Annotated in this window: 21 protein-coding genes; 7 read left to right on the top strand and 14 right to left on the bottom strand. The window is 63.4% G+C overall.

Annotated features, from left to right (window positions below):
* The first annotated feature begins 17 nt into the window (after window positions 1–17).
* Complete coding sequence (locus BV071_RS08970; protein WP_035605183.1) at window positions 18–383, top strand: hypothetical protein; 366 nt, start codon at window positions 18–20, stop codon at window positions 381–383.
* A gap of 14 nt (window positions 384–397) precedes the next feature.
* Here the strand turns inward: BV071_RS08970 and BV071_RS08965 are convergent, their stop codons facing one another.
* From BV071_RS08965 to BV071_RS08955, 3 genes are read right to left on the bottom strand one after another with little or no spacing between them, the layout of a single operon-like run.
* Window positions 398–622 carry a hypothetical protein gene (locus BV071_RS08965; protein ID WP_035605180.1) on the bottom strand — a complete coding sequence of 75 codons (225 nt, stop codon included), beginning with the start codon at window positions 620–622 and terminating at the stop codon, window positions 398–400.
* Window positions 623–639: 17 nt separating this feature from the next.
* Window positions 640–1,248, bottom strand: coding sequence for a hypothetical protein (locus tag BV071_RS08960; RefSeq protein WP_265594245.1), 609 nt, complete (start codon window positions 1,246–1,248; stop codon window positions 640–642).
* Window positions 1,249–1,253: 5 nt separating this feature from the next.
* Entirely contained in the window at window positions 1,254–2,117 is an 864-nt protein-coding gene (locus BV071_RS08955; protein WP_265594244.1) for a hypothetical protein, read from the bottom strand.
* Window positions 2,118–2,221: 104 nt separating this feature from the next.
* Here BV071_RS08955 and BV071_RS08950 point away from each other — a divergent pair, with 104 nt between their 5' ends.
* Genes BV071_RS08950 through BV071_RS08940 form a run of 3 tightly spaced genes read left to right on the top strand, consistent with a single transcriptional unit; the run spans window position 2,222 to window position 3,972 of the window.
* On the top strand, window positions 2,222–2,593 hold the full coding sequence (locus BV071_RS08950) for a BlaI/MecI/CopY family transcriptional regulator (RefSeq protein WP_265594243.1): 372 nt from the start codon (window positions 2,222–2,224) through the stop codon (window positions 2,591–2,593).
* 57 nt (window positions 2,594–2,650) lie between these two features.
* Window positions 2,651–3,058 carry a hypothetical protein gene (locus tag BV071_RS08945; protein WP_265594242.1) on the top strand — a complete coding sequence of 136 codons (408 nt, stop codon included), beginning with the start codon at window positions 2,651–2,653 and terminating at the stop codon, window positions 3,056–3,058.
* A gap of 8 nt (window positions 3,059–3,066) precedes the next feature.
* Entirely contained in the window at window positions 3,067–3,972 is a 906-nt protein-coding gene (locus tag BV071_RS08940; RefSeq protein WP_035605168.1) for a M56 family metallopeptidase, read from the top strand.
* A gap of 390 nt (window positions 3,973–4,362) precedes the next feature.
* On the opposite strand, the gene BV071_RS08935 is transcribed toward BV071_RS08940, so the two are convergent.
* The 5 genes from BV071_RS08935 to BV071_RS08915 all read right to left on the bottom strand — a co-directional run bounded on the left by BV071_RS08935 (window position 4,363) and on the right by BV071_RS08915 (window position 7,463).
* Window positions 4,363–4,971, bottom strand: coding sequence for a redoxin domain-containing protein (locus BV071_RS08935; protein ID WP_035605165.1), 609 nt, complete (start codon window positions 4,969–4,971; stop codon window positions 4,363–4,365).
* A 79-nt stretch (window positions 4,972–5,050) separates the two neighbouring features.
* The gene (locus tag BV071_RS08930; RefSeq protein ID WP_265594241.1) at window positions 5,051–5,866 is read right to left on the bottom strand and encodes a protein-disulfide reductase DsbD domain-containing protein; all 816 of its coding nucleotides are present in this window, start codon (window positions 5,864–5,866) and stop codon (window positions 5,051–5,053) included.
* A 58-nt stretch (window positions 5,867–5,924) separates the two neighbouring features.
* Window positions 5,925–6,338, bottom strand: a complete 414-nt coding sequence (locus tag BV071_RS08925) for a GNAT family N-acetyltransferase (RefSeq protein ID WP_035605159.1) — start codon at window positions 6,336–6,338, stop codon at window positions 5,925–5,927.
* Between the two features lie 2 nt (window positions 6,339–6,340).
* Window positions 6,341–6,712 (bottom strand): hypothetical protein, encoded by a 372-nt coding sequence (locus BV071_RS08920; RefSeq protein WP_035605156.1) that lies wholly within the window; start codon window positions 6,710–6,712, stop codon window positions 6,341–6,343.
* Between the two features lie 4 nt (window positions 6,713–6,716).
* Window positions 6,717–7,463: an AraC family transcriptional regulator gene (locus tag BV071_RS08915; RefSeq protein ID WP_265594240.1), complete on the bottom strand. Its 747-nt coding sequence runs from the start codon at window positions 7,461–7,463 to the stop codon at window positions 6,717–6,719.
* Between the two features lie 124 nt (window positions 7,464–7,587).
* On the opposite strand from BV071_RS08915, the gene BV071_RS32720 reads away from it, so the two are divergent.
* Window positions 7,588–11,190, top strand: a complete 3,603-nt coding sequence (locus BV071_RS32720) for a PVC-type heme-binding CxxCH protein (protein ID WP_052573081.1) — start codon at window positions 7,588–7,590, stop codon at window positions 11,188–11,190.
* A gap of 442 nt (window positions 11,191–11,632) precedes the next feature.
* Entirely contained in the window at window positions 11,633–12,901 is a 1,269-nt protein-coding gene (locus BV071_RS08905) for an MFS transporter (RefSeq protein WP_035605149.1), read from the top strand.
* A gap of 152 nt (window positions 12,902–13,053) precedes the next feature.
* On the opposite strand, the gene BV071_RS08900 is transcribed toward BV071_RS08905, so the two are convergent.
* The 6 genes from BV071_RS08900 to BV071_RS08875 all read right to left on the bottom strand — a co-directional run bounded on the left by BV071_RS08900 (window position 13,054) and on the right by BV071_RS08875 (window position 18,292).
* Entirely contained in the window at window positions 13,054–13,380 is a 327-nt protein-coding gene (locus BV071_RS08900) for a hypothetical protein (protein ID WP_035605147.1), read from the bottom strand.
* 68 nt (window positions 13,381–13,448) lie between these two features.
* On the bottom strand, window positions 13,449–13,769 hold the full coding sequence (locus tag BV071_RS08895) for a hypothetical protein (RefSeq protein ID WP_035605145.1): 321 nt from the start codon (window positions 13,767–13,769) through the stop codon (window positions 13,449–13,451).
* Window positions 13,770–13,823: 54 nt separating this feature from the next.
* Window positions 13,824–14,198, bottom strand: coding sequence for a hypothetical protein (locus BV071_RS08890; protein ID WP_035605142.1), 375 nt, complete (start codon window positions 14,196–14,198; stop codon window positions 13,824–13,826).
* A 150-nt stretch (window positions 14,199–14,348) separates the two neighbouring features.
* Window positions 14,349–15,179 carry a hypothetical protein gene (locus BV071_RS08885; protein WP_035605139.1) on the bottom strand — a complete coding sequence of 277 codons (831 nt, stop codon included), beginning with the start codon at window positions 15,177–15,179 and terminating at the stop codon, window positions 14,349–14,351.
* A gap of 116 nt (window positions 15,180–15,295) precedes the next feature.
* The gene (locus BV071_RS08880; RefSeq protein WP_265594239.1) at window positions 15,296–16,999 is read right to left on the bottom strand and encodes a phosphate ABC transporter substrate-binding/OmpA family protein; all 1,704 of its coding nucleotides are present in this window, start codon (window positions 16,997–16,999) and stop codon (window positions 15,296–15,298) included.
* A gap of 93 nt (window positions 17,000–17,092) precedes the next feature.
* Window positions 17,093–18,292: a substrate-binding domain-containing protein gene (locus tag BV071_RS08875; protein ID WP_035605134.1), complete on the bottom strand. Its 1,200-nt coding sequence runs from the start codon at window positions 18,290–18,292 to the stop codon at window positions 17,093–17,095.
* A gap of 190 nt (window positions 18,293–18,482) precedes the next feature.
* Here BV071_RS08875 and BV071_RS08870 point away from each other — a divergent pair, with 190 nt between their 5' ends.
* Window positions 18,483–24,653 carry an autotransporter-associated beta strand repeat-containing protein gene (locus BV071_RS08870; RefSeq protein ID WP_035605131.1) on the top strand — a complete coding sequence of 2,057 codons (6,171 nt, stop codon included), beginning with the start codon at window positions 18,483–18,485 and terminating at the stop codon, window positions 24,651–24,653.
* Window positions 24,654–24,673 lie beyond the last annotated feature (20 nt).

Here is a 24,673-nt window from a genome sequence, read left to right as displayed (position 1 = left end):
TGAGGAATTCCCGCTTCTTGCGGCGTTCACCCCTGCTGTGGCTGGGCATGTTCGGCCTTCTGTTCCTGCTCTGGGCCTGGGGCGATTGCTTGCGGAATACCTCGCTCATTTCCTACGGGACAGCCGTGTGGAGGACTTCGGTTACCCATGCCGACTCAGAGATCTCGGTCATGTGTATGGACGCAGGAGGCGACCAAGCGGGATGGATGTATGGCCGTTGGGAGCGTCAGAGCGATCTCCCTTTCGGACGGCCGAGCTTTCAGAAGTGGGGAGGCGATCCGGTGTTGAAGTTGCCGGATTGGCTGCTGGTAGGTCTGTATCTGGGGGTGTGGGGCGGCTTGCTGGCGTGGCGCTGGAGGAAGAGGATGCGTGAAAGTTGTTAGGGTCGTCCCTTCACTCAGGGAGCCACCTTCCCTTTGTCATGTCGGGCAATCACCAGCAAGGGCTCCCGGTCCTCATCGTTCACGACGACTTCCTCCGCCACTTTCTCAAGCGAGGCAGGTGCAACCACTACCGCTTGACGCGTCGGCAGCATCGGCTCGCGACAAGCTCCCCACACCAGCAGGACCAAACCGAGCAAAAGACAGATCCGTCCGCTCCACGTATCTTGTGCAAAGTGCATAGCGTGCCTTTCTGAATTTACTCTGACTGAATCGGCTTTTTCAAATACCACGCGTCCGGCGGTCGGAAGGTCTGCACGCCAGCCAGATCCGTCAGACTACCGCCGAGCTGCTTGATCCCCGCCGCCTTCGCCTGTTTCCAGGCTCTCATGAAGGCCAGGTGCTGCGGCTTCGGATGGCTGTTGATCCCGTAGCCGGGGATCTCCCGCTCGTCCCAGAAGAGCATCTGCTGTTTGCCGTCCACCACCGCGATCATGCAGAGCACCGGCGCATCCGGCACCAGGTAGCAATTGCCCTTCAGTTCGAAGATTCCGGAGATCTGGATCTGCTTCTTGAGCAGCGCCACCTGTTCCTTCGGGATCTTGCCGGTGCGCAGGCGGTTTCCGTCATTCTCCAGATCCCGCCCGCAGAGGACGGTACCATCTTCCCACACAGCGAAGCGCAGCACCTTTTCGCCGGGGGAAGTCCGCTGCTTGCTCCCATGGTCATCCACCCACAGCGCCAGCAGCGGCAGTTTGCCCTGAGGCTCGGGCAGGAAGTTCAGTGACTCCGCCCGCAACGCCGGTGCACACCAGACCCCGGCCAGCACCGCCAGTGCGGCGCTGCAAAACCCACGTCGAGTTTTCATGAGTACTATTGGTTCCTGCCGGGAGCTTTGGCAAAGGGATCCGCCTCAAGCCGGTTATTCACCTCGCCCGAGCTCCAGGTCCAGGGATCCACGCCTTTCTCGGCGAAGACCGCCATCCCGATCACACCGACATTGCGATGATCGCCATACGCGAGGTTCGTGTAGGAACCTGCGACGGTGGAAAACCTGAAGCGCGCCACTGTAGTGGGGCTGGTCCGCCAGCCCTTCACCTCCAGCGTCTCGCCGGAGCCGATCACGTAGCCCTGCTTGGAAAGACCAGCCTTCTTGCCGTCGATCACGTCCAGACCGTCGACGCTCAGCACCACCTCCAGGCGGCTTTTGCAGCGGTTCTTCAGCACAATCGAGTAGTCGGAGTCTTTCTCACCGACCACGAAACGCCGGGTGCCCCAGCTATAGGTCTTGTAGGTCGGCAGGTAGCCGAAGCCGCTCTTGATGCCCCACTCGATCATGTCGCCCGCCGCCGTCTCCACGCCGCCGACCTTCCGCTTCGAGCCGGTCATCGCTTCGATGCCTTCCTTGTCGTTGTAATAGACCAGCCCGGCCCCGGCGGGCTTCGAGGAAGCCCGCACGAAGGACTGGCGGTGCCAGTCGGAGTCCGCGGACTCGCCGAAGCCGGTAGCCAAGCCCGGGCGTTCTTCTGCCGACTTCTGGCGTGGTGGCGTCGCGTCAGCCGACTGGCTGTCCGCCGGGCCATTGATGGGCATTGGCCGGTTGTAGTCGCCCCTCGCTTCGCCGGGGCTTACGTTGTTGGCGCAGCTTGACAACCACAGCGCTGCCGAGGCTGCGGCGCTGATGCGAAACAGATCTTTCCACTTGGGGGTTGCGCTTGCCTTCATCGCAAATTTCATGGTGCTGGAAAAACAGCATTATAGCCCTGCCCTAGTCAAACCTTAAGTGCTATTTTTTCAACATTTGAATTGCGGCTTTTCCAGCAAGGCTGTAATTCATGGGCATGAGCAATGCGGAAGCGCTGGCACGACGGGAGCGGCAGGTGATGGATATCCTCTACCGGGTAGGGGAGGCAACCGCGCAGGAGGTCATGGACCAAATGCCCGATCCGCCGACCTATTCCGCAGTGCGGGCTCTGTTGGCGACCATGATCGAGAAGACGCTGGTTTCCTTCCGCAAGGACTCGCGCCGCTACGTTTACCGTCCGGCCGTGCCGGAGAAAAAGGCCAAGCGCTCTGCCCTCAAGCAGCTCCTTTCCACCTTCTTCGAAGGCAAGCCGGAGAACCTCGTGGCCGCCCTGCTGGACCCCAAGGACCAGCAGCTCAGCACTGACGAGATCGAGAAGATCCGCAGCCTGATCAATACGGAGAACTGAACCGCCGGGATTTGTTTCCCGATCCGATCCGCGGGCCACGGCCCGGAACCGATGACGATGATCCTGCCATACGCCGGCCTGCCGGTGCTGGCCTTGCTGCTGGCAGACTGCGCCCCGATGCCGGGACGCGCCGCCACCGACCGCTCCGAGGTCATCCGTGCGGCGGAATCGGCGGCGCGAATGCTGCAGATCGATCTCTCCGGCTACAACCGGGAAGAGGTGCGTTATGTGGCTCCCTACCAGTTCTGGTATGTAGCCTACGCAGAGCGAGGCTACCTGCTCGCTGCCGGTGACGAGTTCACCGTTTTGGTGGACGATGCACGCGGGAATTGCGAACTGCTCCGGGATACCGGGGTTCGTGGGGCCTCGTCGAAATTGAAACTGGAAGCCGCGAAGGAGCGCTGGACCCGGGAGCGCTTCCGGCAAAGCGCCAGCTCTTCCGCGCATCCTGAGAAAGCTCACTGAGATTCATCATGCTACTGCCTGCCATCGCCTTCTCGCTGACCGCCACCGTTTTTGTCTGGTGGGCCGGTCGCCGCGATCATGCGAAGGACCCGCGTCTCACCGTGCTGGCGCTGGTGCTGTTGCTGGTATTCCCGCTGCTTTTCTTTCTGCCGAAGTGGCAGATCCTGCCGCATCCGGATGAAGCGGTGGAAGTGCAGGAAACGCTCTGGAATTTGCTGCCCTGGATCTGGGCGATCGGCGTGGCCGTGGCTTCCTTGCGCTTGTTCGCCGCGCTCACCATCCTGAATCGCTGGCGCCGCGATTCCGAGCGCATCGGCGTCCGCGAATCCGGCGACCTGATCGCCGATGTGCGCCTGCTCAAGCACCACCCCGGTCCGGTGGCGGCGGGCATCTTCAAGCCGGTGATCTTCGTGCCGGAGGAATGGCACTCCTGGCCACCCGAAACCCAAGAGGCTGTGCTGGCACACGAGATGAAGCACCATCAGCGCCGCGATCCGCTGATGCGCGCGGTGGCCTCCGCCGCCTGCACGCTCCACTGGTTCAATCCACTGGTGTGGTGGATGGCCCGTCGTCTCGGCGACCAATGCGAGTTTGCCTGTGATGAAGCGCTCGTCGCTGAAGGGATGCGTGCTGACCGCTATGCGAACGTCCTCTGCGACCTCGCCGCGGCCAAGCACTCGCCTGCTACCGCTCTGGCCATGGCCCACGAAAGCGGCTTGGAGGCCCGCGTAAAACGGATGTTTTCCAAGGTGCCCACCAGCCCACGCTGGATCGTCAGCACCCTGATCGTGCTGACTCTGCTCACGGCACTCGGGCTCGTGGTCATCCGCCCGGCTGATCCGCCGGCGAAGACGACGGTGCCGATGGACGAGATCCGGACGCGCCTGGATGCGAATCCGTTTCCGGGGGAGTGATGTGGAACGAGCGATGTCCCCTTTTGCGGCATCGCCGCTTTAGGAGTGCGCGCGGGAATCGCCGCTTTGAGGGAGCGGATCCGTATCGGCACGCAATCCAAGTTCTAGGAAGATCCGCCCTTACCCCGGGCAGGGATGTAGTTGTGAGTGACTAGCGCTTCACCCGCCGAACCAAGATCGCGGCGGACCCACCTAGAACTTGTGTGGCGAGATGAGGGAAGACTCGCCGAAAAAGCGGCGATTCTCGCGCGCACTCCTAAAGCGGTTGCGCCGCGAATGGGGAATCGTTTGGAGGAAGGGCACGGCTTGATGTGCGGAAGCAAAAAGAAAAAGCCCCCGGGGAGATCCCCGGAGGCTTCCAAAACTCACTGAACGAAATAACCCGGCGAATCACTTCGCGGCGTACTTCACACCGCAGCCGTAGGGCTCGGTCTTGGCCTTGTCCACGGTCTTGCCGGCGAGCACGGAATCCAGTGCCAGCGAGACGTAGCTGTCAGCGGTGGCGATGTCCGCGGCTTCGGTCGACTTCACGGAGTCAATTGCGCCGTCGTAGGCGATCTTGCCTTCCTTATCGATCACGAACATGTGCGGGGTGGTCTTGGCGCCGTAGGCCTTGCCTACCTTGCCATCGGTATCCAGCACGATCTGGGTTGCCTTGTTGCCGGCTTCCTTCGAGCGATCGGCCAGGCCCTTGGCTTCAGACAAGGGGCCCTCCGCATTGGTGCTCACGGTGATCCACACCACGTCCTTGGCGGTGTATTTTTCCTGCAGCTTCTGCATGTTGCCGCTGCCGTAGTGCTTCTTCACGAAGGGGCAATCGTAGTTGACCCACTCGAGGACCACGACCTTGCCCTTTTGCTTCGCGAGGGACACTTCTTCACCCTTCACGTTCTTCACGGTGAAGGCGGGAGCGGCGTCGCCCGGCTCGATGGCCCAGGCGTTGACGCTGCAGATCATGGCACCAAGCACGGCGCCGAGGAATGTGTTGTGCTGCTTCATGGTATTTGAGGAATGATTTCCAAGACGGGATCGTCGATGACGGTGGCGAGGTGATCCGGCTTGTCCAACGGAAATCCGGTCACTTTTTGGCCGCCTGCCATGAGACGACGAGAGGCCTCTCCAGCTTGCCGCCGGCCAAGACGATATCGAGTAGAGTCGGCGCGCCCGTGGCATATTCACTTTTTTTCGCTGTGGCGGTCCATCCGTCCGCGCTGCGTGCGAATTTCAGCGGATCGGCGGCGTCCACCACCTGCTCCGTGGCGGGGAAGGCCTGCGCCCCATCCAGATCCACTCCCGCGGGGGCTGTGATCGTCAGTTTCAGCGCTTTGTCAGCCTCTTCCACCTTCAGGGCTGCACCCTGCAAGGGCTGGGGGATCTTCTTGGCCGCGGCGGTCAGCGCGGCGGCATCCTTGCCCGGAGCGCCATCGCCAGGGGCGAGTTTCACGGCAAGTTCCACGTCTCCCGGCACGCAGGCCTTTTCGTCGCAGGTCAACCAGGACAGCTTCACCTTGCACTCGGCCGTGCTTGCGCCGGAACCCGCGCCCGCGGGCGGCGTGAGATCGACCAGATACACCGCCTCGCCCTCGTAGCCGAAGCCCGGCAGCTCGCCGGTCATGAAGCGCTTCGGCACGGGTGCTTGCAGCGCCCCGGCCTTCCAGCCTTCTGGCAGGGTCCACTTCGCGCTCATCGCCATGCCGCCCTCGCCGGGATTGGTCCAGTAGGCGTGCCAGCCGTCTTCCACCTTCAAGCGGATGCCGACCGTTACGGGCTTGCCGGTTTGGTAGGTCGCGCTCTGGGCGAGCAACTCTGCCTCGCCGTGACCGTCCTTCACTCCTGCCGCCATCACCTGCGATACCAGCGGAAGGCCCGCTGCCATGAGAATCGAGAATTTCATCGTGGCCATCTAAGAGAGGGGAGGGGCCGGACGCCACCTCTATTCCCCAGAGGCCCGCTCACACCAAGTCCTTCCCCGGCGCGATCACCCAGGCCGAGGGATGGGTTTCGAACCCGATCTTTGGATAATACTCCCGCGCCGCTGGTGCTGCCAAAAGAATCAGCGAGGTCCGTGGGCCCAACAGGGTGCGCGTGTGCCGGATCATCTCCCGGCCGATGCCCTGCTTCTGATATTCCACGTCCACCGCGAGGTCGGAGAGATAGCAACAGTAGTGGAAGTCCGTGACCGAGCGAGCCGCGCCGACCAGCTTCTCGCTGTCCCATGCCGTGCAGAGGATGTTCGCGTGCTGCAGCATTCCGGTGATGCACTCGCGGTCATCCACCGGGCGGCGCTGAGCGAAATCCGCGCGATGCAGCAGATCGATGTACTGATCCGCGGTGATGACGACGTCGGTCGAATAGTGGATCGGCACGGCTAGGGCGGGGTATTGTCCATCACCACCCGGAAGGGCTCTTCAAGGATCACGATGGGCTTGCCGGAGAACTTCACTTCCTTCGTGGAGACGGCGCCATCCATTGTGATCTTCAGGTGGTATACGTCGCCCTTGGCCTTCGGATGGACCGTCCAAGTCACGTTGAATTGATGTCCGTCTTTCGCGAAGGACATCTCCTTGGGGCGCATGGAAATTCCAGATTCGGATTTGATGTAGAAGCCACAGGTAGAGTCGAGCGCCCCGCCGGAATAGATCTTGATCCCGGCTTCGGGAAAGCCCGGATCCTTCTTCGTGCAAGCCGCCAAGCTCGCGACGAGGCAAACCGCCACACTACGGATTAAGATCTTCATCATCACCTCAGCGCTTCCCGCGCTTCTCCCTCCGGTAAACGGTCGGTGCCTGGCCCATGTGCTTGCGGAATTGCCGCGAGAAATCGCTGTGGTCATAGAAGCCGGACTCCAGTGCCACTTCCGTGATCGGCAGGTTGGTGCCAGCGAGCAGCTCGCAGGCTTTGATGACCCGCATCCGCATCAGGTAGCTGCGCGGGGTGGTCTGGAAGGTCTTGCGGAATTTGCGCTCGAACTGGCGCACGGAGAGCCCCGCGATCTGCGCCAGCTCGGAGACTTCCAGCCGCTCGCGGAAGTTTGCCTTCAGGTGCTCCGCCACATCGGCCAGCTCCAGGTAAGGCTGGATCGCCGCGCGCTGCTCTTCATAGCTCCGCACCGTTCCGCAGAGGCCGCAGACATTGCCGTGCTTGTCGAAGATCGGCAATTTGTCGGTGATGAACCATTCCGGGCGCCCTGCGGCATTCGGGAAAAGCTCGATCAGCCCCAGCAGCGGCTGGCGGGTGGAGATCACCCGCTCGTCGTCGCGGTGGAATTTGTCCGCCATTCGCGGCGGGAAAATCTGCTTGTCGGTCAGACCCACGATCTGGTCCTCGCGCTGAAAACCGCAACGTTTCACGAAGGCGGGGTTTCCTGCCATCAGCCGTCCCTCGCGGTCTTTCGCGAAAAAGAGGGTCCCGGGGAGGTGGTCGAAGAGGTGCCGGAACTGCCCCGGCGGTAGCTCCTCCATCCACTTGCGTAGCTCAAACGGGGTACTCACTGGCGGAATCATACAAGTGTCTCCCGCAAACTTACAAGCGATCTTCGCGTTTCCGCGTCAGCTTGAAAGCCCGCCCCGATCGTGCAGGTTAGAGGCACATCCGGCTCGTCCGAAATCCAAATTCATGCAAGCGCTCCGTCTGACCATCCTCCTGCCACTGCTCGCACTCGGCGCGCTGCTGGCAAAACCCCTGATAACGCCGAAACCGGAGGCCCGGCGTCTAGAAATCCTGTTCTTCGGTGCCCCGACCAAGAACGGGGCCCACCACGATCCGATCAGCCGCTACCGCTCGATCAAGAAAGAGCTCGGCAGCCAAGGGATCGATTTCACCTACAGCGAGGACCCCGCTGAAGCGTTCAATCCCGGCACCCTCGCCAAATACGACGGCGTGCTGATGTACGGCAACTGGGAGATGAACGGCAAGATGCCGGACGACCAGCTCAAGGCCCTCACCGACTACGTGAACAATGGCGGCGCCTTCCTGCCGATCCACTGCGCCTCCGCCTGCTACGGCGGCTCGCCCGAGTTCATCAATCTTGTCGGCGGCCGCTTCAAGGAGCACCAGACCGGCACCTTCAAGGTCACCAACGTCAACCGCAACCATCCGATCATGCGTGGTTACGATGGCTTCGAGGCCTGGGATGAAACCTATGTCCACGACCGCCTCACCGATGACCGCGAGCTGCTCGAGAAGCGCGACCAAGAGCCATGGACCTGGGTCCGCCAGCAGGGCAAGGGCCGCGTCTTCTACACCGCCGCCGGCCACGACCACCGTGTCTGGGATAACGACCAGTTCGCGATGCTGATCCGCAATGCGATCTATTGGAGCGTGGGACCGGACAAGTACAAGCTCCTCCAGAACCTCAAGCTGCCCAAGCTGGAGATGGAAGACGCCAAGCTTCCGGGCTACATCCAGCACGAGCTGATCACCAAGGCCCAGAAGCCGCTCTCGCCGGAAGAGTCGATGAAGATGGCCCAAGTGCCGGAGGGCTTCGAGCTGTCGCTCTTCGCCTCCGAGCCGGACATCGTGAACCCGATCTTCGTGAACTGGGATCACAAGGGCCGCGCCTATATTATCCAGACCGTCGACTACCCGAACAACCTGCACTCCGGGAATCTGGGCAACGACAAGATCATCCTCGCCGAGGATACCGACAAGGACGGCCGCGCCGACAAGTTCACCACTTTCGCCGACAAGCTCTCGATCCCGACCTCGCTGGTCTGCGTGAACGGCGGTGTGATCTGCACCAATTGCAGCGAGATCCTCTTCCTCAAGGATACCAATGGCGATGACAAGGCGGACGTTCGCCAGGTGCTCTTCTCCGGCTTTGGCGTCGGCGACACCCACGCGGGTGTCTCGAACCTGCGCTACGGCCACGACAACTGGATCTACGCCACCGTCGGCTACTCCGGCTTCAAGGGCGATGTGGGCGGCGAGCACTTCGACTTCGCCCAGCAGGTCTTCCGCTTCAAGCCGGACGGCTCCAAGCTCGAGGTGATCCAGGGCACCACCAACAACACCTGGGGCCTCGGCACGACTTCCGACTTCGACATGATGGGTTCCACCGCCAACGGCAACCCTTCCTTCTACGTCACCCACGCCCGCAAGGACTATCAGTCCGCGGGCCTCAATCAGGGCCGCACGCCACGGGCGGATAACAATCCGGCCTTCTTCCCGAGCTCGATGGACATCCGCCAGGTCGACCAGTTCGATCCCTGGACCGAGGCCGCCGGCCTGCGCAACCACTACACTGCGGGTGCGGGCCATGCCTTCTACACCGCCGAGCGCTTCCCCGAGCCTTGGCGTGAGAAGGTGGCCTTCATCACGGAAGGCACCGGCAAGCTCGTTGGCGCCTTCGAGGTCAAGCGCGAGGGCGCTGGCTACAAGTCCTACCAGCTCGCGAACAACATCTATAACAGTGCCGATGCTTGGTCTGGCCCGGTCTGCGCGGAAACCGGCCCGGACGGTGCCCTCTGGATCTGCGACTGGTACAATCTGATCATCCAGCACAACCCGACCCCGACCCTCCGTTCCGCTGGCCTCGACTCCAAGACCGGCAAGGGCAACGCCTACGAGACCCCGCTCCGCGACACCCAATACGGCCGCGTTTACCGCGTCTACCCGAAGGGCAGCCCGGACGACGCGGACCCGAACCTCGATCCCACCAAGGGCGAGTCGCTGATCGCGGGCCTCAACCACCCGAACCTCTTCTGGCGTCTCCAGGCCCAGCGCCTGATCGTCGAAAGCGGCAACAAGGCCTACGTGCCGAAGCTGGAAGAACTGCTGGCAGGCCGCGACCACGCCGCCACCCACGCGGTCTACGCGCTCGCCGGTCTCGGTGCCCTGCAGGATGCGGACGTCGCCGCCGCGCTTAGCTCCGGTGTCCGCGGCTCGATCCGCGCCGCCATCCACATGGGCACGCCGAAGCAACTGCGCGACGTGCTGGTGGCGAATGGCAAGATCGGTCTCCAAGACCCGCGCGACCTCGCCGAGGCGATTGTCGCGATGTCCGCTGGCGACACTGATGTCGACTTAGGCAAGACGCTCTTCGCGCTGCTCCAGTCGGACGAGTCGAAGATCACCTCCGACGCCTCGCTCAAGGATGGCTGGCAGATCGCTGCCAACCGTCAGGCTGCGGGTGTCCTGCTCGCTGCCGCTACTGCCGGTGTCGGTGGGGATGAGGCTGCTTCCAAGAGCCCGAACCTGATCAAGAACGGCGACTTCTCCGAAGTCTCCGGTGGCAAGCCCACGGGCTGGACCGATCACCGCTTCTACGGCGGCGACCGCGACGGCGTGAAGCTCACCGCCTCCCCGGATGGCCGCGAGGGCAGCATGGCGCTCTCGATCTCTTCGGAGAAGAATTCGGACAACGGCGCGGCCGTGACCATCCCGGTCAAGAAGCGCACGAGCTACCTGCTCAGCGCATGGGTGAAGACGAAGGACCTCAAGCCTGCGGGCAATGGCCCGGGTGCAATGCTCAACGTCCACGGCGGCGAAATGACCAAGGGTGTCAAGGGCACCAGCGATTGGACCCAGGTCAGCGTCAACGTGGACTCCGGCGATCGCGACGAACTGCTCATCCACTGCCTCTTCGGCGGCTACGGTGGTGCTACCGGCACCGCTTGGTGGGATGATGTCTCGCTTACCGAAGTGGCCGGTGGTGCCGGCATTGGCGGCATGTTGAATCAAGTGGCGGCCCGCTTCGCCACGACGGCTGACCCTGCCGCCAAGCAGGCGCTTGCCGACGAGCTCGCCAAGCTCAACACCGGCTACGCCAAGAAGCTGCTGGCCGACATGAATGCCAAGCCTGCCGCCCCGACGGTGCAGAAGGAGAAGAAGAACAAGATCGACCCCGCGGTGCACGAGCGCGGCAAGGCGATCTACAACATGACCTGCATCGCCTGCCACCAGCCGGAAGGCCAGGGTCTCGTCAATGCCTTCCCGCCGCTTGATGGCTCCGATTGGCTGACCGGTGATCCGAGCGTGCCGATCCGCATCGTCATCGCCGGTCTCCAGGGCCCGGTGAAGGTGAACGGCCAGGACTTCAACAGCATCATGCCGCCCGTCGCCGAGATGGACGACCAGAAGATCGCCGATGTCCTGACCCTCGTCCGCCAGAGCTGGTCAAACGACGCGACTCCCGTGACCCCCGCCCAGGTCAAGGAAGTCCGCGCCAAGTATGAGAGCCATCCCGGCATGTGGACCGCCAAGGAGCTCGGCCACTAAACAAGGCGAGATCCAGCGCTAGCTAATTCCCAAGTGCCAGGCAGCAACCCTGCCTGGCACTTTTCTTTTTGGGGTTTTTCAACTGCGGAATGTTCTCCACCGGGTGGGGGAGGGGAGCCCACCCCAACTTCCGGATTGACCTCCCGCATCCCTCCCAACACTCTCCCGACCCTCCGATGAACCCGCGATCCGCCGCCAACCCCATGCTCCAGCCGCTAGTCGGTTGCGCGGTCGTGGGCCTTGTCGCGGAGAATCGCAACAAATCCACCCGCCATTACCGCCACGGCTTTGCGTTCGTCCGCAAAGATTGGACTGAGCGGCGGCGGGCCGAAATCGTGATGGAATAGACTAGCCAACTTTCCCGAACCCTTTTCGCCCCGTCTGCCGCTCCCGGTGGACGGGGCTTTTCGTTTGTTACCCAGACCAAGCCCCCAGTGATGCCATGAATGCCGAAATAGCCGAACCCGAACCTGAGCCTCACAGTACCCTGTGGCAGGACCTGCGTGCCCTGCCCACGGAGTACTGGATTCTTTTCAGCGGCACCCTGGTGAACCGCTTCGGGCACTTCGTGATTCCCTTCCTGGCCATCTACATGCGCCAACAGGGTCACAATGCGGCGGCCACCAGCCTGACCCTCGGGGCCTATGGTGCGGGAGCGCTCATCGCAGGGGCCATCGGCGGATACCTTGCCGACCGCATCGGCAGAAGGGCCACCATGCTGGTGGCCTGCACCGGCTCGGCGCTTTCCATGCTGCTGCTCTCGCTGGCGCACAGTGTGCCGGAACTGGTGGCAGTGACTTTCATGAATGGCCTGCTTTCGGCTATCTACGGGCCGGCCGCCGCCGCACTCATTGCGGACCTCGTGCCTCTAAAGCGCCGGGTGCGGGCCTTCTCCTGCCAGCGCTTCGCCATCAATCTCGGCTTCGCCGCGGGCATGGCTACCGCTGGCTTCATGGCGGAGAAATCCTTCGCAGCCCTCTTCATCGCGGACGCTGCCACGACCACGATTCTCGGGCTGCTGGTGCTCTTCGGCATCAAGCCGCGCCCGCGGATCGCGCGGGAACGCAGTGGCTGGGCGCCGGCCTTGCGTCACATGAAGACCAACGTGCCCTTCCAACTGGCGACCACCGCGGGCTTCCTGATCGGCATCGTCTTCTGGCAGATGAGCAGCAGCTACGCTCTCCAAGCCACGAAGGGCGCGGGTCTCGACGAGCGCGCCTACGGCCTGTTGATGGCGCTGAATGGCATCCTCATCGTCTTCGCCGAGTTGCCACTCACCAGCTACACCAAGCGCTTCCCGCCCATCCTCACCATGGCCAGCGGTTATCTCATCATTGGTCTCGGCATGGGTATGAATGCCTTGGGTGCCTCCACCTTCTTGCTCATCGCGAGTATGGTTGTCTTCACCGTTGGTGAAATGATCGCGCTGCCCGTGAACAGCGGCTACATGTCCGCCCTTGCGCCCGATGAAATGCGTGGCCGCTACCAGGGCGTGATGTCGATCTCATGGAGCACCGCCACCATGATCGGACCCTCGATGGGCATCACCCTCTACGAATACAGCCCGCCGCTCCTCTGGTCCGGCATCTTCGTCCTCTGCATCGTCGCAGCGGGTCTCACCCTCGCCGGTGGCAGCAAGCGCTTCCGGCGAACCGCCCTCCCTGCGCAAGCGCAAGCTGAAGTCGAGGCCGAAGCTGGAGCGGGGGCATAAGCCAAGTGCTCAGAGAAAGGCAACGCCGTTCCCCAATAAAGCCCAGGGTTGGTTCCAACGAAGGAGGAACCTACCCTGGGTAAACCCCACGCGATGCATTCAACCTCGAAGAGGTTGCCGAGGTCCCCGGATTACCCAAGGCTTTCACTTCCTCATTCCCGCCGCGAAGCCCCAGCCGTCCGTCCCGACAAGATCGCAAAGCTCTCCTGCTGCCGCTTCTTGCGGATCCGCACATTGAGTGCCGCCTGGCACACCAGCCCCACCAAGTAGGCCAAGAGCAAGGCTCCTCCGACCACTCCCGCGAACGCGACGAAATCCTTGTCGATGCTGAACTTCTTCATTGGCGGCCCGAACACCACGCACACCAAGACCACGGAACCCGCGAACACCCACAGGGCATTGCGGACGCTCCGCCGCATGTCCTGGCGGAAGCCACGGATCTCCTCGATCAGGCGCTCGTCACTCGGCTTCTCGTTCATCAAGCCGGAGACTAACTACCTATAACTCGAGACTACAAGTGGGAAATGGGGAGGGGATTCCAAGCATTTCAAGGCATCTCCGCTCTGCCCGGTGACTCCTGGGGCCGCCGCCGCGCGGTAAGCTCACCGAGGGCCCGGCGGTAGTGTCCACCGGAGATCATGCTGAATGCCGTCCCCACGGTCTGCACCACGATGCATGAAACGAAGACCAAGGTGCGCCCTCCTAGATCCAGCTCCGACCACATGAAGACGAGGATCGCCACACTCATCCAGAAAACCGCGAACTGCACGCGGACCGTAGTGTCGACGAATCTGCCGTGTTTCCGCACGGACCTCTCAAGCTGCTGGACCAACTCGTCACGGCCCTCGTCGCCGGGATTGGCTGTCATGCGGCGAAGTCTAGAGCAGCTCGCTGATGAAACAAGGGGAAGGAAGCGGGCGGCTCATTGGGTTCCTTTCAGCTCGGCCCATGGCTCCTGCTCTCCCATCTCGCCCCACCACAGCACTGCGGATGGAGTGGGTGTATCGAGCTTATCCACACCAATGCTCACCCCGGAATCGAAGAAGTAGTGGAGCTTAAAATGGGCATGACCCTTCCGCACATTCACCCGCATGGCTTGGAGCGCTGCGAACTCCGGCGGGATCGGCGGGTTGCGCAGGCTTTCACCAAAGATCCGCTCATCCTCCTCCGGCTCGATCTGTCGCGCGATCTCCGCGCAGGTTCGCAGGATCTTCTCCCTCTCCGCTTGCGGGATCGCCCGCGCGCGTTCCAAGGCCGCGCTCTGCTTGAAAGAGGCATCTACCGTCCATGTCAGCATGCATCCGTTGACGAACAGAAACGGAATTCCAAGCGCGACCAGAAAGGGATGGAGACAGCACCACCGCAAGATCCTCCATCCTCGTCCCAGCACCGGCTTCGGTTGGAACAGGAGTGGATTGGAAGGCCTCGGCTCGCTTCGCATCGATACTCAATTCCCCATCTTCAGGGGCGCCGCCGCCGCCAATTCCTCCGGCACGTCCGCCGGGGAAGTATCGAACTCCAGTCCGCGCAGCCAATCATTCGTCCGGTCGAACTGGATTGCCGCTCCATCGATCTCATGCGACAGCGAGCCGGCATCCCGGTTGGACAAGAGATCCGCGCGGGCCAACTTCACCAGCTCCGCGATCCGCTCTTGCTCGGAGACCGTCAGCTCGCGGCTCTCCTCCGCACCGCGCCGTTTCTCCAAGCGCGAGCGCAAGGAAGTCAGCCGCGACTGCATCGACTCCGCCAAACCCGCTTTGCTCCCAGGCGCGATCCCCGCGATCTCTTTTTCCATCGCCGCGATCTTGTTCTCCAGTTCCGCCGGATCCTCCGTCTCGATGAAGCGATCCAGCATCTCGCCGGTGTGCAAGAGCCGCAAATAAGTCCACGCCAGGTTCGACAACCGCTCGCTGCGCTGCCGCACGATCTCCGCATTCATCCGCGGATCGCGATGGAAGTCCCCCTGCAGCGACTCGATTTCCCCGGCCAATTGGTCATAGCGCGCCCGCGTCGAGCTCCGCAGCGCATCGTAGATCTGCCGCCGCTGATAGAGAAACTCCCGCAGCTTCGCCCCGTCGTCGCCCTGCTTCCGCGCCGCCAGCCAGCGCTGGAACAGCGGCGAATCCGGCAGGAAGACCCAGCCCAGCGCATACAACGCCGCCCCGATCACGATCGGGATCGCACTCGTCGTCGCCAGCCCCGCCCCGAGCGTCAGCAGCCCGAGCCACGCATGGAGCGGGCTCTTCGCAAAGGCCTTCAGTTTTTCGACGCCAGTCATGGGAAGAAGTGCCGAGTGATCAGTGATCGGTGAGCAGTGGAAGAAGAGCCCAAAATCGCCCAACCAACAAGGCTCTAACACCGATCACAGATCACAGATCACCCGACACAATGCCTTTATTCCAAAGTAAACCACTGCACCTCCACCCGGCGGTTCAGGTCCGAGTTCTTGCCCGCCGGCTCTTCCCAGCCACGGCCCACGGTTTCGATCCGGTCGCCTTGGATGGTTGGGAATTTTTCGAGCAAGCGCTTCTTCACCCCGTTGGCGCGGCGTTCGGAGAGGGCCATCGCATCCAGTGCCATGCGGTTCAGGAAGGCCGCGCCTTGCTTGGCGAATTCCGCCTTCTTCGCATCATCCACATGGCCGCGCAGCACAATCCGGGAGCCGGGTGAAACGCCGAGGAGGTGGTTCACGTTGGTCAGGAACTCGAGGTTCTCCTTCTTTGCCATGTCCAAGTCGTCGCTATTCGGCACGAAGTAGAAACGGATATCGCGGGTCAGCAGGGGATCCTGCTCGATCACCGATTGGTTGTTGCTCTTGATCGGCTGGATCGAGGCAACCTGGCCGGTCAAGGTGCCCGCCTTCTCGGTCGCCTCCAGCGCCTTGATGTCCGCGAAGTAGGAGGAGCCCACGGGAGTCGGCTGCAGCTCCGGCCCATAGGCCAGGTTCGCCGTCTGGAACACGGAGGCAAAAGAGCCCGCTTCATCGATCCCGCCGCGGAAGAAGGCCAGATTCTCCGGCAAGTTGGAAAGGTGCACCTTCGCCAGCTCCTGGCGCGTGCTCTCCGGCGTCCATTTGAATTGCTTGTAGGCCGCCGCGATCCCCGGGAGATACTGGTCCGGATTCGCGCGGATCTTGTCGTTGTGAAGCAGCATGCCCTCCACCATCTTCTGCACGATCTCCGGCTTGGTCTGCGCAAAGCCCTTGTTGAAGACCAGGATGTCGGCGATCACCAGCAGGTTGCGGTTGTCCACCAGTTGCCGGGCTGCGCCGTTAGAGCCGTCCACCACCTCGGTCGTCTTCGGTGCCCAGGTCACGCAGCCGTCGATCTTATGGCCGCCGCCTTTCAGGTCAGCCAGGAAGGCATCACCCGCAGCGAAGGCATCCTCGAGGAACACCAGGTTCACCGCTTCCGTGTCGCGCTCTTCATCGGGGCCGTCCAGACGCTTCACCGGCAGACCGGCTTCCTGCGCGAGATAGCGGATGAAGAACTCCGCCTCGCTGAAGGGCGCGGTGGCGATCGTCTTGCCCTTCAGGTCGTTCACCCGCTTGATCTCCTTGCGCACGATGATTCCGTCAGCGCCGCGGGACCAGGAGACCTGCGCCGGCACTACGCACTGCCACTGGCGGCCGTAGTTCGAGAGCACGTCAACGGTAGTCGCCGTCGCGGAGAACTTGCCGTCCTGCAGGTCCGCCCAAGAGTCTTCCTCGCTCAGCGTGATCTTCAGCTTGAAGCCGCCATTCTTCGCAAACCACGAGTTGTCGTTGGGCTCCAAGCCGCCGTTCGCGGTGATCAGGCCGGCATAGCCTGCATACTCGGACAGGTTCACCAGGATCGTGTTGTCAGTCGGCGCATAGGCGCGCGGGGAAGGGAGCTGCTTCGCCTTCTCCGCCGCGATGAAGTCGAAGGATGCAATCGCCGCATCCTTGTCGCCGCCTCCCTCGGCGGGCTTGGCCTCGCCATCCTTCTTGTCGCCCTGCACCTGGCTGTGCTGCGGCGACTGCTTTCCGGCCTCCTCCTTCTTCAAGAGCCTGGTGACCGCAAATCCGGCCAGCAGCAGGACTATCAGGGTGAACACGATCTTTCCGAGCTTGGTCATGGTGCCAGCCATCATGAGCCGCCCGGGCCGCATCCTGCCATGGGAAAATGAGCCCCCGTGTGGAAGAGCCTGGAGCCCGCCTAACAAATTAGCTCAGCTCACCCATTCCCCCAGCTTGGCCGCCTCGTCCTCCTGATACGCGCTCGGGGCGCAGCCCGCATGCCTCCGGAAGTAGTTGTTGAACGCCGCTTGCGAGGAAAAACCGCAGCGCGCTGCCACCTCGGTTGCCTTCAGCTTGCCCTCGCCCAGCAGCCGCTTGGCCTCGGCCAGACGCCGCTGGTTGACCTCCTCCACCGGATCGATCCCGAAGGCCGCCTCGTAGCGTCGGACCAGGGTCTTGGTCGAGAGCCCGGACGCCGTGACCAGCTCTCCCAGCGAAATTCCCTGGATCGCCTTGCTCTCCACCAGGCGCCGCACCCGTTCGATCGCCGCGTCCTTCGTCCGCCCTGCGGTGCTTTCCCGCACCACAAGTCGTGCACCGGGGATTTTCATTGCCTTGGCTGGCGGGGCTTCGCCGCCCAGCCAGTCTAGCAGCAGCTCCGCCGCCGCTTCTCCAAGGGCCACCGCATCACCGGCGATGCTGCTCAGCGGCGGATTGCTGGTCGCCGCCAGTGGATTGTCCGATTCGCCGATCACCGCCAGGTCTTCCGGCACCCTGAGTCCCAGCCGGGACGCCACTTCGCAAACAATCACCGCCATCTGATCGCTCGCGCAGACCACTGCGCAGGGCAGCGTCAGGGAGCGGAGAAAGTCCGCCAGCTCGTGCTCGGCATGCGCTTGCAGCAGGCGCCCGGGCGCCATCGCCGGGCTGCCCTCGCCCTCGAGGCTCCACACTTGGGCATCGATGCCCTCACGCCGGGCCATCGCCGCGAAATTCTCGATCAACTGCCGGGACCGCGGCCGCAGTCCCAGCCGGTGGCCCATGCCCACTGCCCGCTGCAGGCCCAGCCCTTGCAGGTGCGCGATCAGCAAATGATGCATTTCCGGACGATCGAAATACGCGCTGGCCACTCCCGGGGTGTTTTCCCACTCGGTCCCACAGCTCAGCACCCGCGTGCCCCGGGCAACTAGATCCCTCACCCAAGTGTCCCGCGGTTCGGCCCAGACGATCGCCGCGTCCAGCACCGCCCCGCCTTGGAAGAGCGGGCTCCGCCCGGGCTCGAAGTGCGGGCACTCGATCACCATCCACTCCTCCTGGACCCGTGGGTTCCGCATCAGTCCCTCATGGATCCGCGCGCTGTAGGCCAAGGCCGGCGGCAGCAGGAAGCCGACATACTTGCGGGCACCACTCATTCTCCATCCTCGCTCCATTGGCTTCACGTCGCCAAGGGCAAAGGCAGTGGCATTCCCCAAATCGTTTAATCGATTCCTGAAATCATCAAGTGACACGAACGTCATATTTCTTGGTAAGACGTGAAGTTGCGCACCGTGCTTTCAGCCCGGAAGTCGCGGACCAACCCAAAATGACCTCAAAAACCGAGAAATGAACCCACTCCCCGTGTTCCGTATCACTCGTGGCAATCTGCTGACCTGCGCTTGCCTTTGCGTCCAGCTCACGGCCCAAGGCGCCGACAGCTTCAAGCTCGACAATGCCGACAACCTCAACCTCTCCAGCAGCTGGGAGGGTGGCACGGCTCCGACCGTCGCGGATGTCGCCAACTGGGACTCGCTTCTGCCCGGGGCCAGTTCCACCCAGCTTGGGGCGAACTTGGCCTGGGACGGTATGCGGGTCTCGAACCCGAACGGCCCGGTGACGGTCTCCGGAGCCCACACGCTCAGCCTCGGTGCGAGCGGCATCGATCTTCTTGCGGCTACCCAGAATCTCACGCTCAACAGCGCCGTGGCCCTTAGCGCCGATCAGGCATGGCTGAGTGGCAGCGGCCGCCGGATCACCGTCTCGGGCGCTATTTCCGGTGCTTTCAACCTGACCAAGGCGAGTCTCGGGGAGTTGGTGCTGAATGGCTCGGGGAACAACTCCTTCGGCAATCTGGTTTTTGATACCACCGGCGGCACCTCGGCCGGCACCACGCTCTACCTCGGCAAGACCGGCGGCGCGCTCGCCGTCGCTGCGGGCAAGACCGTCCAGTTCGGCATCGGCGGCACCGGCCAAGCGAACCTGCGCATGCTCCAGCCGCAGCAGTTTGGCCCCGGTGTGGTGATGAACTTCGGCAATGCCTCCGGCCAATGGGCGCGTTTCGACCTCAATGGCACCAGCCAGACCTTCGCAGGTCTCAATGCCGGGGTGCTGGCGACCCAGGCTGGCGCGGTGGTGCAGAACCGCGCGGTCGGTGATTCCACCACCCAGCTCGGACCCGTCACCCTGACCCTCAACGGCAGCGACACCTACCTCTACAATGGCTACCTGCGCGACGTCGATGGTGGCACCGTCGGCAACAACCAGCTGAAGCTGGTCAAGAACGGCACCGGCACCCAGACCATCGCGGGCAACCAGATCCTCTACACCGGCGGCACCGAGATCAACAGCGGCACACTTCTGCTTGGCCCGATGGTCACCGGCGGCACCGGCACCCTGCGCGGCGCGGTCACGGTGAATGCGCCCGGCGTCCTCGACTACGCGGGTGACAACAGCTTCGGCTACAACGCCGGGGTCAATGTCAACGCCCTCACCATCAACAATACCACCGTTGGCGGCGCGAACTTCAACCAGCACTTCTATCAGAACTTCGCGCTCAATATGACCGGCGCGAGCCTGCTGCTGGGGGGCACCAACAACGAGTTCCACAACAGCACCATCACGGTCAACGCCTCGCCGAATACCTCGACCATTGCCCGCACCGGCACCAACACGGTCGCGGCGATGCGGGTGCGCGACGCCACGCCGATGACCCTCGCCGTGGCCGATGGCGGGCAGCCGATCGACCTTCTGATCTCGGCCCCGTTGATCACTCAGAGTGTCGGCAGCATCGTCACCAAGACCGGTGCCGGCACGCTGTCGCTGACCGGCGGTCAGGATAACGCTTCCACCATCCTCGCCGCGATGGGCGGCACTACCATCCTGGACAAGAGCGGAGCCACCATCCGCGCTGCGGCAGGCGTCAGTGACATCGGCACCGGCGCCACGGTCCGGATCGCGGGCACCAGCGGCGACCAGATCTACGGCGGCGGCACTGGCAATCTCGGCCGCGTCGGCATGAGCGGCGGCACCCTCGACCTCGCCGGCCTGAACGAAGGCTGGGACCGTCTTGAGGGCACCGGCACCATCACCAACTCGGTGCCATCCACCACTTCGATCCTCACCTTGGGTGAGAACAATGGCTCCAGCCTTTTCTCCGGCTCCATCAATGATGGCGCGGGCGTGGTCAAGCTGGTCAAGACCGGCACCGGCACGATCGGGCTCGCCGGCACCAATTCTCTCAGCGGTTCAGTCGAGGTCACCGCCGGGACCCTTGCCCTCACCGGTTCACTGCCTGCCAGCGCGACTACCGTTGCGGATGGCGCGCGGGTGGCCGGTGAGGGCTCTTTCTCCACGCTCACTCTCGGCGCCTCCAGCGGTGCGGGACTCGTGGCCGATCCTTCCACACCGGGCGCGCTCAATGTGACCGGTGCGCTGAATGTGACCGGCAGCACCGCCGTGAGTCTCGCCAATGGCTCCTTCACGGCCGGTGTGCCTTTCAAGGTCGTCAGCTTCGGCAGCAAGGCCGGCACTTGGGATGCCACGAACTTCACCCTCGCGAATGTCGCGAACTTCCGCGGCACGCCGGTCTTTACCCAGAATGCGAATGACGTCTCGCTGACCCTCAGCGGCGCGAACCTCAAGTGGAACAACGCCGCGGGCAACCTGCGCTGGAACACCAACACTTCCGCCAACTTCAACGACGGCGCTGCCAACAGCCTCTTCTTCTGGGGTGACAAGGTCAGCTTCGACGATACTCCGGGCGCAGCCCAGGCAATCGTGATCGACGGCGCGCAGCAGCCGGCGGCGATGACGGTGAACTCGCAGTATGACTACAGCTTCACCAGCGGCACTTCCGGGTCCTTGGCCGGTGGCATGTCGCTGCTGAAGTCCGGTGCCGGCACGCTGACGCTCGGCACCAGCAACAGCTACCTCGGCTCCACCACGATCAATGGCGGCACCGTGGTCATCGGCAGCGATGCGGCGCTTGGCACCGCGCCCTTCTCGGCCACGCCCAATAGCCTCGCGATCAATGGCGGCACGCTGCGCTGGACCGGCAACTTCAACCTCAGCGGCACCCGCGGCATGGCAATCGGTGCGGGCGGTGCGACCCTGAATACCAATGCCGCGGGCACGGGCGGCGCTGTCACCTTGGCCTCCGCGATCACCGGTACCGGCCCGATCACGCTTCAGGCCAATGGCGACACCTCCGACACCGGTGGTGGCGTCACCGGATCGACCCTGTTGACCAACCCGTCTAACAGCTTCACCGGGACCGTCACGATCACCTCGGGTGTGGTCACCATCAACTCGAACTTCGGAAACCCGGCCAATGCCATCGTCCTGAACGGCGGCGGCCTGGTGGACCAGAACCTGAACATCGACTGCGGCCGTAATATACAGATCGGCTCGGCGGGTGGCGTTTACCGGACCTACGGCAGCGTCGCCACCAGCACCTTGTCCGGTTCGGTCTCGAATGCGCCGGGGGTGGCCTTCACCACCCTCCGGCATGCCGATGGCGGCACGGTCTGGTATTCCGGTGACTGGAGCGGGTTCTCCGGCCAGTACCAGAACAAGCGCGGCAACGTCCGGATCTCCGCGGCGAATGCCAACTGGGCCAATACCGACTACATCCAGGATACCGGCGGTGGCTGGGTGGAATTCCGCGGCACCGGCACGGCCACCCTCAACTCGATGGCCAGTACCCGCGACGTCTTCGTCAACTACGGCGGCACGCTCAACGTCGACTCCGGCGTGATCAACCTGGCGACGAACGGCCACTGGTGGCAGACCAATGCCGGTGACCTCGGCAAGCTGACCTCCTCCTCCGGTACGCTGACGATCACCAACGGTGCGGCCTCGGGTGCGCTCGCCACGCTCGACCACCAACTGCGCCTGAAGATCGTGGACTTCAACGGCAGCACGCCGCTGACCTTCGTGAAGAACGGCATCAACCACCTCGGGGTGAACCAGGCCAACACCTACAGCGGCGGCACCGTGATCAATGCCGGTCGTTTCTGGGCGGAGAACCTGCAGTCGCTGGGAAGTGGTCCGGTTACGGTCAACAACGGCGGCCAAGTCGGATTGCTGGTGGCCAACGGGACCTACACCAACAACTTCACCATCGCCGGCCCCGGCCAGGCGGAAGGCGCGGGCACTTTGGGTGCCATCCGTTTCGTCAATAACACGCTTGCCGGCAACGTGACCGTGGCAGCCGCGGGCTCCCGCATGACCGCCCACGGCGGCTTCGGGACCCTGACCGGTGCGCTGCTCGGCAGCGGCAACCTGGAGATCAACTCCACCGCGGTGAACAACAACGGCATCGTCAGCCTGAACGGCAACAGCCCGGCCTACACCGGCACCCTGAGCGTCTCGCAAGGCCGCCTCAATGTGAACGGCGCGAACTTCGGCGGCTCGCTGGCTTCGCTGGATGGCATCACGCTCGGCGGTGAGGCCAGCTTCGCCGGCACCGTGACCCTCGGCACCGTGACCGGTTGCAACCTGGCGATCGATCCCGGCACTCCGGCCAAGCTCAGTGCGGCTGGTGCGCTGACCGTCAATGGCACGGTCAACGTGAGCCTCAACGGCAACTTCCCGACGAGCAGCGCGCCGATCGAAGTAGTCGGCTTCGGCTCAAAGGGGAATGCCTTCACCGCGGCGAACTTCGCCTTCGCCGCGCCCACCGGAGCCCGCGCCATCACCTTCGGTGAGACCGCGAATGCGGTGGTGCTCAACATCCCGACCACCGACCTGGTGTGGACCGATGCCGCGGCCACCGCGACTTGGAATACCAATGGCGATGCCAACTTCAAGGACACGGCCAACGTCAATCAGCCCTTCTTCTGGGCGGACCGCGTGAGCTTCACCGACCTGCCCGGCGCGGATCAGCTGATCGGCGTGGTCGGCACGGTGGAGCCCGGCCTGATGACCGTGAACTCGAAGTACAACTATGAGTTCTTCGGCGACATGATCGGCGGCGGTGGCATCGTGAAGTCCGGCACCGGCAAGCTGACGCTCAGCCAAGCCAACAGCCTGACCGGCCCGATCACCGTGAATGGTGGCAAGCTGGTCGCTTCCGGCCTGCGTTCGGGCACCAACACCGCGCTCGGTCTTGCCAGCACGGCGCGCACGCTGACCGTGAATGCGGGGGCTACGCTCGAGTTCCAGGTGGCCAACACCTTCGGCAACCACAACGCTGCCACCGTCCCGGCCCTGGTGGTCAATGGCGGTACGGTGACCAATTCGGATGCGCTGAACCCGAGCGTGAACAATGCCCTGAACAGCGTGACGCTCAACAGCGCCACCCTGACCTCCACCACCGGCTCCACCTCCACCATCGGCGGCACCCGCCCGACCGATACCTACGGCGCGTGGAACCTGAATGGCACCGTCACCTCCACCGGTAGCTCCACCATCACCACCACCGCCCCGGTGAATGGCCAGGTGATGCTCGGCAGCGTGGGTAGCGATACCACCTTCGCGGTGACCGATGGCACGCTCACGGTGTCCACTCCGTTCACCAGCGGTGACGCCACCTATCAGAGCGGTGTGGTCAAGACCCAGCCCGGCACCATGGTGCTCAATGCCGCCAGCAACTACAGCGGCCCGACCACCGTCAATGGCGGCACCTTGCTCGCCAACAACGCTGCGGGTTCCGGCACTGGAACCGGCGCGGTCAACGTAAATGCCACCGGCAAGTTCGGCGGCACCGGTGCCATCACCGGCGCGGTCAACGTGAACACCGGCGGCACCCTCGCCCCTGGAGCGGGGATTGAATCGCTCGCCACCGGCGCGCTGAACCTGGCGGACGGCTCCACCTTCGCGGTGGAATACAACTCCTCCGGCGTTCCGACCGTGGACGTGCTCAACGTCACCGGCAACGTGACCCTCGCCGGCACCTTGAACCTGAGCGATCTCGCTCCGGTTGCCACCAAGCTGCCGCTCGGCACCAAGTTGACCATCCTGACCTACACTGGCACCCTGACCGGCAACTTCGCCGGCGTGCTGGAAGGCGGTGGCATCACCTCCGGCCTGAATACCTTCAAGGTCCGCTATGCCGATGGCAATGCGGTCACCCTGGAAGCCACTGACGCCGTGGGCACGCCTTACGACAGCTGGGCATCCTCGAAGGGCCTCAACGCCTCTAACAACGGCTCCAGCATGGACCCCGACAAGGACGGCGTGAGCAACCTGCTCGAGTTCTACTTCGACGGCAACCCACTCGCCTCCGACGCCTCGACTCTGCCGCAGGTCTCGCTCACCGCCACGCACTTGGTCATCACCCTGCATCGCCGCGACGATGCTGAGGCGCAGCTCACCACCGAGCTCGCCCAGTGGGGAACCAACCTCGGCCTGTGGAACGATGTGATCCTTGGCGCGACCAGCTCCGGACCGAATGCCAACGGCGTGACCGTGCAGGTCACCGAGAATGGCACCGGTCCAGACACCATCGTCGTGTCCATCCCGCGGACCTTGGCTGTGGGCAGCAAGCTCTTCGGCCGCATCAAGGTCGCTGAATAACTTCCCTGGGGGGGAAACCA

It is taken from the genome of Haloferula sp. BvORR071, assembly GCF_000739615.1.
Classification (GTDB): domain Bacteria; phylum Verrucomicrobiota; class Verrucomicrobiia; order Verrucomicrobiales; family Akkermansiaceae; genus Haloferula.
The sequence above is the reverse complement of the archived record's forward strand: the minus strand, read 5'-3'. Positions and strand labels throughout refer to the sequence as shown.

Coding starts and splice junctions, on each gene's coding strand:
- BV071_RS08945 (WP_265594242.1), top strand. CDS start 2,651: ATGATCCTGCCATACGCCGGCCTGCCGGTGCTGGCCTTGCTGCTGGCA.
- BV071_RS08965 (WP_035605180.1), bottom strand. CDS start 622: ATGCACTTTGCACAAGATACGTGGAGCGGACGGATCTGTCTTTTGCTC.
- BV071_RS08900 (WP_035605147.1), bottom strand. CDS start 13,380: ATGAACGAGAAGCCGAGTGACGAGCGCCTGATCGAGGAGATCCGTGGC.
- BV071_RS08950 (WP_265594243.1), top strand. CDS start 2,222: ATGAGCAATGCGGAAGCGCTGGCACGACGGGAGCGGCAGGTGATGGAT.
- BV071_RS08930 (WP_265594241.1), bottom strand. CDS start 5,866: ATGAAATTCTCGATTCTCATGGCAGCGGGCCTTCCGCTGGTATCGCAG.
- BV071_RS08870 (WP_035605131.1), top strand. CDS start 18,483: ATGAACCCACTCCCCGTGTTCCGTATCACTCGTGGCAATCTGCTGACC.
- BV071_RS08880 (WP_265594239.1), bottom strand. CDS start 16,999: ATGACCAAGCTCGGAAAGATCGTGTTCACCCTGATAGTCCTGCTGCTG.
- BV071_RS08905 (WP_035605149.1), top strand. CDS start 11,633: ATGAATGCCGAAATAGCCGAACCCGAACCTGAGCCTCACAGTACCCTG.
- BV071_RS08920 (WP_035605156.1), bottom strand. CDS start 6,712: ATGATGAAGATCTTAATCCGTAGTGTGGCGGTTTGCCTCGTCGCGAGC.
- BV071_RS08940 (WP_035605168.1), top strand. CDS start 3,067: ATGCTACTGCCTGCCATCGCCTTCTCGCTGACCGCCACCGTTTTTGTC.
- BV071_RS08960 (WP_265594245.1), bottom strand. CDS start 1,248: ATGAAAACTCGACGTGGGTTTTGCAGCGCCGCACTGGCGGTGCTGGCC.
- BV071_RS08955 (WP_265594244.1), bottom strand. CDS start 2,117: ATGAAATTTGCGATGAAGGCAAGCGCAACCCCCAAGTGGAAAGATCTG.
- BV071_RS08885 (WP_035605139.1), bottom strand. CDS start 15,179: ATGACTGGCGTCGAAAAACTGAAGGCCTTTGCGAAGAGCCCGCTCCAT.
- BV071_RS08890 (WP_035605142.1), bottom strand. CDS start 14,198: ATGCTGACATGGACGGTAGATGCCTCTTTCAAGCAGAGCGCGGCCTTG.
- BV071_RS32720 (WP_052573081.1), top strand. CDS start 7,588: ATGCAAGCGCTCCGTCTGACCATCCTCCTGCCACTGCTCGCACTCGGC.
- BV071_RS08875 (WP_035605134.1), bottom strand. CDS start 18,292: ATGAGTGGTGCCCGCAAGTATGTCGGCTTCCTGCTGCCGCCGGCCTTG.
- BV071_RS08935 (WP_035605165.1), bottom strand. CDS start 4,971: ATGAAGCAGCACAACACATTCCTCGGCGCCGTGCTTGGTGCCATGATC.
- BV071_RS08895 (WP_035605145.1), bottom strand. CDS start 13,769: ATGACAGCCAATCCCGGCGACGAGGGCCGTGACGAGTTGGTCCAGCAG.